This window comes from Roseibium sp. Sym1 (assembly GCF_027359675.1).
Lineage (GTDB): Bacteria > Pseudomonadota > Alphaproteobacteria > Rhizobiales > Stappiaceae > Roseibium.
The window spans coordinates 2533650-2543963 of the sequence record NZ_CP114786.1 but is presented as its reverse complement, the minus strand read 5'-3'; the positions used below and the strand labels follow the sequence as shown (position 1 = coordinate 2543963).

The window sequence follows — 10314 nt, the reverse complement described above, 5'->3', positions numbered from 1 at the left end:
GAACAACTGGGCTCTCGGCCGCCTCGCGGCCGATCGAGCCGCCTTGTGGACAAGAAAAGTTTGAGGAGGTCGCCTTGGGTAAGGTAACCGGATTTATGGAAATCGACCGGCAGGAACAGAAGTATCAACCTGCCTCCGACCGCATTCGCCACTTCCGCGAATTCACCATCCCGCTGAACGACCAGGAAGTCGCCAACCAGGCGGCGCGTTGCATGGATTGCGGCATTCCCTTCTGTCACGGACCGGACGGCTGTCCCGTGAACAACCAGATCCCGGACTGGAACGATCTGGTCTACCAGGGGGACTGGGACATTGCCCTGCGCAATCTGCATTCCACCAACAACTTTCCCGAATTCACCGGCCGGATCTGCCCCGCCCCGTGCGAGGAAGCCTGCACGCTCAACCTGGAAGACATTCCGGTGAACATCAAAAGCGTGGAACAGGCGATTGCCGACAAGGGCTGGGAGAACGGCTGGATCCAGCCCGAGCCTTCCGCGACCAAGACCGGCAAGGCCGTTGCCATCATCGGCTCCGGCCCGGCCGGCATGGCCGCGGCGCAGCAGCTCGCGCGCGCCGGCCACACGGTTCATGTCTATGAGCGCGAACCCAAGGCCGGCGGCCTGCTGCGCTACGGCATTCCCGACTTCAAGATGGAAAAGCATTACATCGACCGCCGGGTGCAACAGATGGAAGCCGAAGGGGTCACCTTCCATTACGGCGTCAATGTCGGCGTCACCGTGAGCCTCGAGGAACTGACCGCACGCCACGATGCCGTGATCCTGTGCGCCGGCGCCGAGCGCCCGCGCGATCCCGGCGTCTCCGGAATGGAGATGGAAGGTTGCCATTGGGCAATGCCCTACCTTGTCCAGCAGAACCGCCGCGTCGGCGGCGAGCCGGAAGGCGACGATGCCCCGATCTGGGCCGGTGGCAAGCATGTGGTCGTCATCGGTGGCGGCGACACCGCCTCGGACTGCGTCGGGACGGCTTTCCGCCAGGGCGCCCTGTCGGTGACCCAGCTCGACATCCGGCCGATTCCGCCGTTGAAGGAAGACAAGCTGGCTGTCTGGCCCTACTGGCCGACCAAGTTCCGCACCTCCTCCAGCCAGGCGGAAGGCGCGGAGCGCGAATTCTCCGCCGCGACCCTTGGCCTGGTCGGCGAGGACGGCAAGGTCGTTGGTGTCAAATGCGCCCGGGTGGACGAAAAGCGCCGTCCGATCGAAGGCACGGAATTCATCCTGCGCGCGGACCTTGTCCTGGCAGCGATCGGTTTCTCCGGCCCTCTTCTGGAGACCTATATTGCCGAGGCCGGCGACAACCTGGAACTCGATGGCCGCACCAACGTGAAGGCCAATACCGACGACTACAAGACAAGCATCGACAAGGTGTTTGCAGCCGGCGACGTGCGCAAGGGCCAGTCTTTGGTGGTCTGGGCCATCCGCGAAGGCCGTCAGGCCGCCCGCTCCGTCGACCTCTACCTGACCGGCGCAACCGACCTGCCGCGGTAAGAAGTTCCGGCATCAGCCGGACGGGTGGGGACAGAACCTCATTCCCCGCCGGGTTGAAGGGTCACCGAGACCCGGCTCCCCTGCTCCGAGCGGGAAATGCCGGACAGGGGTCCGCGCAGCCCGGGAACCCTGGGCGGGGCTGCAGTGCTTGCGGGCTCATCCAGAGGAATGGCCGGTCCTTCCGCCCGAACGCGTGGGTCATCCACCCTGCCGCGCATGGGCTGCAGCGGTTCGCCGTTGACGAAGAACCGGTAGGGCCGGCTCTTCGGGTCGATGGACGTGTCTTCCTCGCCGCCAAGCAGAAGGGCTTCGGGCGAGGTGGTCCGCCCGGTCAGAACAATGAAATTCGGGTCGTCTTCCACGCCCTCGAACGCCAGGCCTCCATAGCCGCCCAGCAGACGCAGCAATTCGCGCTCGACAAAAAACGCGACCTTCTGATAGCCGGCCCAGGTGAAACCGATCCGGTCATTCGTCCTCAGCCGCGTATTCTTCCCGTCCACGTCCGGGCCATATGAGGAATAGGTGCTGTCCTCGGCCAGGAAGATATCCCAGATGTCCACGTAGCGTACGCGGCGGTCCTCGGCGCTTCCCTGGAAAATGGAGTTCAGCTGGGTAAAGTCCGCATTGACCAGCTCGTCGTTGGTCGGAGGCAATCCCGCCCAGACCAGGGGCTTCTTCTCCTGCCTCACGACACGCACCAGCGCGGCGACCTTGTCACGATAGGTGTCCAGCCACTCTTGCGTCATGAATTCGATCGGCGGCTCTCCCGGAAAGGTCTTGCCGAGGTCCCGGTGGCCGATCATGACAACGACCGCCTTCACGTCGCCGCCCCGGATCTTCGACAGGACTTGCGTCGTCCAGTCAGGAGGCGTTTCGCCGGTAAATCCGCCCTTGTCGTCCGTAATGGGTTCGACCCGGATCTGCGGTTTTTCCGACAGCATGAACTTCAGGCCGTCGGCAACGCCGCGCGCCATGCGGTCACCGACCACGAGGATCAGGCCGGCGTCCGGGTCCTTTTGCACCGTCTCGAATTTCGGAGCCGCACCGGCCGGGCGGGTTGCCCGCGGACGTTGCTGGCGTTGCGGCTGTTTCTTCGTACGCCGCTGGCCGCCGCCGAAAAGCCGCTGCAACGGCGCGAACGGGTTGAAGCCCCTGAACGGCCCGTTCTGTGCAACCACGATTTCTTCATCCGGGATCGCTTGCGCGGCGGCGCCGGCGGGTTCAAGGACAAAGGCGAGGGCGACGGCAAGCGCGACGAGCCGCAAGACAGGTCCTGTCCCGACCGAGCATTTGTCATGCCACTTCCAGAAACGCACGCAGGGCTCCCAAGGTTTGTTTGGCCCAGTCTAGCTGCCAAGCTTCAGCCGTGCCAGCAAAACCACGGAGGCATAGCCATCCGGAATCATGCCTCTGGATTTCTGGTAGGCCCGGATACCCCGCCTGGTTGCCGGACCGATCTTTCCGTCCGCGCTGCCAACGGAAAACCCGTGCCGGTTCAGCAGGGCCTGCAATTCGGCGGTTTCGGATCGGCTCAACGGCAGATGTTCCCTCGACCAGTCCCCTTCCAGCGGGCCGCCACCGATGAGCCGGTCCGCGAGGTGGCCGACCGCAAGCGCATAGGCGGTCGCGTTGTTGTAGCGCTTGATGACATAGAAATTCTTCAGCATCAGGAAGGCCGGGCCGCTGGCACCGGCGGGCAGCACCAGGATGGCATTGTCGGCGGGACGCGGAAAGCCCTTGCCGTTTGACCGGCGGATGCCGTAACGGCTCCATTCGCCGAGCGTCAGCGTCTTGTCGCCGTCGGCCAGGTGATAATCGAACCCGGCCGGCAACTTGACCTCGTAGCCCCAGGTCTTGCCGGTCTGCCAGCCATGCTTCTTCAGGTAATTCGCCGTCGAGGCAAGGGCGTCGGGAATCGAGGTCCAGATGTCACGGCGTCCGTCACCATTGTAGTCCGCCGCATAGGCCTTCCAGCTGGACGGCATGAACTGGGTGTGGCCCATGGCGCCCGCCCAGGAGCCTTCCATGTCTTCGAAACGAACATGACCCGCCTGGACGACGCCGAGCGCAGTGATCAGTTCCTTTTCCCAGAAACTCTTGCGCCTCGGCGCGGCATAGGAAAGCGTCGCCAGTGCCTGGATGACATTGTGACGGCCCATGAAGCCGCCATAGTTGGTCTCCATGCCCCAGATCGCGAGCACGGCTTCGCGGTCGACGCCGTAACGGGCCTCGATCTGCTGCAGGACGGAACCGTATTCCTGCAGCATCTCACGGCCCTTTTCGACACGGGTGTCGGAGACCGCGCTGTCCAGATAGTCCCAGATCGGCTTGACGAATTCCGATTGCTTGCTCATCAGCCGCAACGTGTCGTCATCGGGCTGCATGCCGGTGAAGACGGCATTGTAGGTCTGCGCGGAAATTCCGGCGGCCTGCGCCTTGGGCCAGAACCCCCGGACGAAAGTGTCGAATCCCGGATCGGCCCTGGCAGGCAGGATGGTGCCCGCAAGGACAGTTCCCAGCAGTGCGGTCCCTACGAGAGCCGGCTGCAGTCCGCGGCGCAGCGGTTTTCCAAGAATTCCAAATCGGGGCAACGACATCATCACTTCGGCGGTTCGCCGCGCAAAACTCCGCATCAGGGCCTCCTTGACGCCCAGGTCCGTATTGTTTCTGCCCCCGCCCATGAATGGTCTTGATTTGGTTACCGTAAAGTTAATGCCGGAATCTGAGCCCGGCTTCAACCGCGTTCTCGGTATAATCGCTGCCATCCTGCGAGCTGTCGAACCGGCGGTGGGTGTAATCCGCCGTCAGCGCGACGTTCTGTGTCAGTGCAAAAGTGACACCTCCGAACCCGGTCAAGGTACGCTCCTCGATGGAAACGCCTTCATAGGTCCGGTAGCTGTAGCCGAGCCCGGTTTCGGCAACGAGGCGGTCACTGAAGCCATGGGCAAGCCTCAGATCCCCGGAATAGATAATCGACCCGCTGGCACCGTCAATGTCCGTGGCGGAGAAATCCGTGCCCAGACCCGCGGTCACCGTCGTCAGGCGGCTCGGCGACCAGACCAGGGACGCGTCGAGCACAAGCCCGGAGAGGGCATCCAGGCGGCTGTCCTCTATGTTCTCGATCCGCCAGCCCGCGCCGAGTTCCCCGGTCAGTTTGGGTCCGGACGCGATGGTGACACCGGCCTTGACCTCATAGCCGTCGGCATTGCGCTTTTCACACAGGCTGTCGCTGCAGGCCTGGTCATAACGCCGGAGCAGCAGCGCACCCTCGACAAAGGGCGTCACGACGCTGCCGGTGTTTCCGTCAAGCCTCAGGCCCGCCGAATAAAGCGTGTTGTCCCGCCCGCTTTCCGATCCGCTGTCGGCAAAGTAGGTGTTGCGGTCGACGCCGAGCGAGGCCGTCGCCGCGACAATGCCAATAGCCCGAGTCCCGCTGAGATCGCCGGAAATACTCTGGTTCTGGTCATTACCGGAAGACGTGGATTCCGCGCTGCCGTCTTCTTCCTGGGTGTAGCTGTAGCTGACGCTGGTCGTCACCTGGGTCGCTTCGCTGATATCAAGCCTCAGGTTGCCGGCGGCAAAGACACTGGCTTGGTTGTCGTCGGCGTCGCCGGGATAGCCCGTGTAGGACCCGCGCAACGATAGGTCCAGCTCGTGTCGCGACCAGTCCGATGTCAGGGAAAGGTCCGGGGCAATCCTGTAAAGCCCGCCCGGCGTTCCGGACGAGGACTGGGCCCTGTTGTCCGTCCAGCCTCCGGACAGCGTCACCTGGGGCGTGAACGTGAACGAACCGAGCCGGATACCTTGCGCCGCGTCGAAGGTCGTGTCGCCGCCGAAGACGCTGTCGTCGATCCCGCCACCCGACAAGGGAACCGACCGGCTGACGGCTGCAATCCTGTCGGAGAACGGACGCACTGGAGTGACACGCCCGGCCGTGCCCAGGCCGCTCGAGCCTGTTTCCGCGTTGGCCGCGTTGAGCGTGCTGCGCAGCGAATAGACATCGGCCTGCGTGGGATTGGGGTCCACGGCCTCGTCGACCGTGTCTTCCGCTTCCCGTGCGCCTTCCGGGTCATCGCTGCCGCGCAAGTCGCCAAGCGCCGTCTGCCCGGCCGCAGGCACGGCCGACACCACGGCAAGACACAATAGGAGTAGCAAGAGGCGATGCATAAGGGTCAGGAACCAGTCGACGTCGTGTTCCCACCCAAATTGACCAAGCTTGGTTAATCCTTCGTTTCTTTTTCGCAAATTGACAAGTTACACGTTGTTACAGAAAGTCAGGTTCCCTAAATCGATTTAACCTTCCACGGGAGCTTGATCCCGCTGGGCGTCTGGCCTAGAGCTGGACCAGCAAAACAATAAAGTTTAAAAATTATGACAGTCACGCGCTCCGACCTCGCCTCCGAAGAAGATTTCGACATGACCTCCCAAAGTCTGGTGTCCGCGGAAAGGACCCTGGAAACGGAGATTGCCGGTCTGAGCGCAGTACGCGCTGCCCTGAAAAACGGTCTTGCCGCCCCCTTCCAGCAAACCTGCGAGCTCATTCAGAAGAGCCCGGGCCGTGTCATCGTGACGGGCATCGGCAAGAGCGGCCATATCGGCACCAAGATCGCCGCCAGCCTGGCGTCGACCGGAACACCGGCCTTTTTCGTCCACGCCAGCGAAGCCAGCCACGGCGATCTCGGCATGATCACGGAAAACGATGTGGTGCTTGCCCTGTCCTGGTCCGGGGAAACCCAGGAGCTTGCCGGGATCGTGAGTTACACGCGCCGATTCAAGGTCTCGCTCGTGGCAATCACGTCTCGCCAGGACAGCACGCTCGGCCGGGCGGCCGACATCGTCATGAAGTTGCCGAGTGTCGCCGAAGCATGTCCGCACGGGCTTGCACCGACGACCTCCGCGCTGATCCAGCTGGCCATCGGCGACGCTCTCGCCGTTGCGCTTCTCGAAGGCCGCGGCTTCACGGCGCAGGACTTCCGCGTGTTCCATCCCGGAGGTCGCCTGGGCGCGAGCCTGAAGTCCGCCAAGGACATCATGCACACCGGAGAGCGGATGCCGATCGTTTCGGCCGACACACCCATGAGCGAAGGCATCGTGCTGATGACGCAACGCGGCTTCGGTGTTCTCGGGGTCGTCGACGAACTGCGGCAGCTGACCGGCATCATCACCGACGGTGACTTGCGCCGCCACGTCTCCTCAAATCTGCTGGACAAGACCGCCGGCGAGATCATGACGCGTTCGCCGAAGACGGTTTCCCTCGACACCCTGTCCGCCTCGATCCTGGAGCTGGTCAACAGCCTGTCGATCACATCCGTCTTTGTCATCGAGGACGGACGTCCTGTCGGCATCGTACACCTGCATGATCTGTTGCGGATCGGCGCCGCCTGAACGACGGACCTGCGCCTTCACAATCGCATCACGAACGGTAAAATCGTTTCTTTCTGATGCCGAACTCGATCGGCATTAGGATTTGATTAGCCATAAGCCACTTACACTGCCCAAAAGTTTCCTTGGCTCGACAGCCACAGACCTTGGTGTGTGTACAGAATGGATCTGGCGACATTAATCGGTATTATCGGCGCATTCGGCGTCGTGATCACCGCCGTTTTTCTCGGCGGCAGCTTTACGCAATTCGTCGACATACCCTCGATCCTGATCGTGTTCGGCGGCGGCCTCGCGGCCACACTCATCCGCTTTCAGCTGTCCGACGTCATCGCCGCCTTCGTGACCGGCTTCAAGATCGCTCTTGCCGGCAAGAGCGCCAGTCCGCGCGACCTGATCTCCGAAATCACCAACCTGGGTGAAATCGTGCGCAAGTCCGGCCCTCTGGGCCTGGAAAACGTCGACGTCTCCGATCCGAATCTCGCCAAGGGCGTTCAATACATCGCCGATGGTTACGAGCTGGAATTCATCAAGGAATCGATGGAGCGTGAGCGCGACCTGCAACTGTCGCGCCTGTCGGAAGGCCGGCGTGTGTTCAAGGCGCTCGGCGATTCGGCACCGGCCTTCGGCATGATCGGGACACTGGTCGGCCTGGTGCAGATGCTGGCCAACATGGACGATCCGGCCGCCATCGGCCCCTCCATGGCCGTCGCGCTGCTGACGACGCTGTACGGTGCGCTCGTGTCCAACATCATCTGTCTGCCGCTGGTGGACAAGCTGGACGCCAAGTTTGACGTGGACGACCTCAATCAGACGCTGATCATCGATGGTGTTTGCCAGATCCGCGAATCGAAGAGCCCGGCCTTGATCAAGGAAATGCTGATCGCCTACCTGCCGGAAAAGGCGCGCGCCGAACTGGTCGACGCGGCGTAGGGCGGAAACGGACCGGACCAAGGCATGGCCAAGAAGAAAAAACCTCAAAGCGGCGGCGGCGCACCGGACTGGCTGGTGACGTTCGCCGACCTGATGTCCCTGCTTGTGTGTTTCTTCGTCCTGATCATTTCCTTTTCCATTCAGGACAAGGAAAAGCTTCAGGTCGTGGCCGGGTCGATGCGCGAGGCCTTCGGCGTCAAGGACACGTCCCGCAAGACCGGCATCATCGAGGTCGAGGGCATCCCCATTCGCGACTACATGAAGGACATCAGCCAGGTCGAACAGGAAAACGACTCCGACTTTTCCCAGGAGCGTCACGAGAAGAGACGCAAGCAGGGACCGGAAGCCAACACCCACGACACCCTGGAAGCGGACATCGAAAAGCCGCGCCAGTTTGCCACCGCGGCCGCCTCCTTGCGCCAGGCCTGGCAGGAGATGCCGGAAATCACCGAGATTTCCAGCAACATTATCCTTGAGGAAACCGAGGAAGGGCTGAACATCATGCTGGTCGACCAGGACGGCCGGTCAATGTTCCGCGAAGGCTCCAAATACCCTTACGAAACGACCCGGCGCCTCATCGCCAAGATGGCTCCGGTGCTTGCCCAGATGCCCAACCGGGTCGAGATAACGGGCCACACGACCGCCGGGCAACTGTCGGCAAATCCGAGTTACACCGGCTGGGACCTGTCAAGCGAACGCGCCAACGTCGCCCGGCAGATCCTCGCCGAATACGGCGTGCAGGACGACCAGTTCTTTGCCGTTGTCGGCAAGGCGGACACGGAACCGCTGTTTCCGAACGACCCGTATCTCGCGGCGAACCGCCGGATCGGCATCCTGCTCAAGGCCGAGGAACCGCCACTCCCCGCGGGCCACAAGCCCTGACACAGCCCGGCCGGAGGTTCGGCAACGCGCGGTGATCACTCGGCGCGTGTCACCACCAGTCTGACACCGTCGATGGATTCAACGCGCACCTTCGTTCCCGCCGGCAGGTCCGGGCCGGTGATCCGCCAGATCGTATCGTCGATGGAGAGGTTCCCGGCCCCTTCGCTCAAGGGCGTCGCAAGCGTGAATTCCCGGCCGACATAGCGGCTGCCGCGCTGATTGAGGCCGGGGTCGCCTTTTTCGGAGATCAGACGGATCATCAGCCTGCGGCCGATCAGAAGACTGACCAGCGACAGGACAATGAACAGGCTGACGTCGATCTGCCAGGCGAAATCGTACACCAGCGACACAATCCCGACGACAATAGCCGACAGGCCGAACCAGAGGAAAATCGTTCCGGGCGCGAGGATCTCGAGACCCAGAAGGAGGAGGCCCAGGACAAACCAGCTCCAGGGTCCGAGCGCCTCGATCGTGCTTTCAATCAGGCTCACCGTTCCGGACCTCCCTCGCCCGCACCGGTATTCGGAATCCGGGAGGAGGCCCGGGCGCCGCCCATGTCGTCGCCAAAGGCTTCCTTGGCGATTTCACCGATCCCGCTGAGCGCACCGAGAAGGGACGTGGCCTCCATGGGCAGGATCAAGGTCTTCTGGTTGCGCGACGTCGCCAGCTCCTTAAAGGCTTCAACATACTTGTTGGCAACAAAATAGTTGATCGCCTGAACGTCGCCCGACGCGATCGCCGCGCTGACCATCTGTGTCGCCTTGGCTTCGGCTTCTGCTTCGCGCTCACGGGCTTCCGCATCGCGGAACGCGGATTCGCGCCGGCCTTCAGCTTCCAGGATGAGGGCCTGTTTTTCGCCTTCGGCCTTCAGGATTTCCGACTGCCGCTTGCCTTCCGCTTCCAGGATATAGGCCCGCTTTTCGCGTTCCGCCTTCATCTGACGCGCCATGGCGTCGACGAGGTCGCGCGGCGGGTTGATGTCCTTGATCTCGATTCGGGTGATCTTGATGCCCCAGGGCTCGGCGGCCGCATCGACCACGCGCAGGATCTTGGCATTGATCTCGTCGCGGTTGGACAAAAGCGCATCGAGATCCATGGACCCCATCACCGAGCGGATGTTGGTCATCGTCAGGTTGAGTATGGCGTTCTGCAGACCCAGAACTTCATAGGCGGCCCGGGCGGCATCAAGCACCTGGTAGAAGGTGACACCATCGGCGCTGACCGTTGCGTTGTCCCGGGTGATGACCTCCTGCGTCGGAACGTCGAGCACCTGCTCCATCATGTTCAGCTTGTGGCCGACACGGTCGATGAACGGAATGATGAAATTGAGGCCCGGAGTGAGGGTCTTCCGGTATTTCCCGAAACGCTCGATGGTATAGTTGTATCCTTGGGGGACGGTCTTCACCCCGGCGAAGAATACCAGGATGACCAGCACCACCAGGCCGATCAGGACAATATCGAATCCAGCTATGGGCATGGATGTCTCCCGTATTTTTTGAAATTTATGCGGGCACTATGCTTCGAATTCAGGATCTGTTCCAGCGTAATTGACGCGGAATGCACATGCGCGGCCCTTGCGCAGGCAGCAGCCGGAAACGGACGGCGTCCTGCCCGT

Annotated in this window: 9 protein-coding genes; 4 read left to right on the top strand and 5 right to left on the bottom strand. The window is 62.3% G+C overall.

The window, feature by feature from the left end:
• Positions 1-74 precede the first annotated feature (74 nt).
• Complete coding sequence (locus O6760_RS11610; protein WP_269585524.1) at positions 75-1505, top strand: glutamate synthase subunit beta; 1431 nt, start codon at positions 75-77, stop codon at positions 1503-1505.
• A 38-nt stretch (positions 1506-1543) separates the two neighbouring features.
• Here the strand turns inward: O6760_RS11610 and O6760_RS11605 are convergent, their stop codons facing one another.
• The 3 genes from O6760_RS11605 to O6760_RS11595 all read right to left on the bottom strand — a co-directional run bounded on the left by O6760_RS11605 (position 1544) and on the right by O6760_RS11595 (position 5624).
• Entirely contained in the window at positions 1544-2821 is a 1278-nt protein-coding gene (locus tag O6760_RS11605; protein ID WP_269585523.1) for an SGNH/GDSL hydrolase family protein, read from the bottom strand.
• 30 nt (positions 2822-2851) lie between these two features.
• Entirely contained in the window at positions 2852-4138 is a 1287-nt protein-coding gene (locus tag O6760_RS11600; protein WP_269585522.1) for a lytic murein transglycosylase, read from the bottom strand.
• Between the two features lie 76 nt (positions 4139-4214).
• Positions 4215-5624, bottom strand: coding sequence for an outer membrane beta-barrel protein (locus O6760_RS11595; RefSeq protein ID WP_269585521.1), 1410 nt, complete (start codon positions 5622-5624; stop codon positions 4215-4217).
• 297 nt (positions 5625-5921) lie between these two features.
• Between O6760_RS11595 and O6760_RS11590 the strand changes: the two genes are divergently transcribed.
• From O6760_RS11590 to O6760_RS11580, 3 genes are all read left to right on the top strand, one after another.
• On the top strand, positions 5922-6890 hold the full coding sequence (locus O6760_RS11590; RefSeq protein ID WP_269585520.1) for a KpsF/GutQ family sugar-phosphate isomerase: 969 nt from the start codon (positions 5922-5924) through the stop codon (positions 6888-6890).
• Between the two features lie 159 nt (positions 6891-7049).
• Positions 7050-7817, top strand: a complete 768-nt coding sequence (locus O6760_RS11585) for a motility protein A (RefSeq protein WP_269585519.1) — start codon at positions 7050-7052, stop codon at positions 7815-7817.
• Positions 7818-7841: 24 nt separating this feature from the next.
• Positions 7842-8699: an OmpA/MotB family protein gene (locus O6760_RS11580; RefSeq protein WP_269585518.1), complete on the top strand. Its 858-nt coding sequence runs from the start codon at positions 7842-7844 to the stop codon at positions 8697-8699.
• Between the two features lie 35 nt (positions 8700-8734).
• Here O6760_RS11580 and O6760_RS11575 read toward each other — a convergent pair whose 3' ends face one another.
• Both O6760_RS11575 and O6760_RS11570 read right to left on the bottom strand, forming a co-directional pair.
• Positions 8735-9190 carry an NfeD family protein gene (locus O6760_RS11575; RefSeq protein WP_269585517.1) on the bottom strand — a complete coding sequence of 152 codons (456 nt, stop codon included), beginning with the start codon at positions 9188-9190 and terminating at the stop codon, positions 8735-8737.
• Complete coding sequence (locus O6760_RS11570) at positions 9187-10176, bottom strand: SPFH domain-containing protein (RefSeq protein ID WP_269585516.1); 990 nt, start codon at positions 10174-10176, stop codon at positions 9187-9189. The genes O6760_RS11575 and O6760_RS11570 overlap by 4 nt, the downstream gene beginning before the upstream one ends.
• Positions 10177-10314 lie beyond the last annotated feature (138 nt).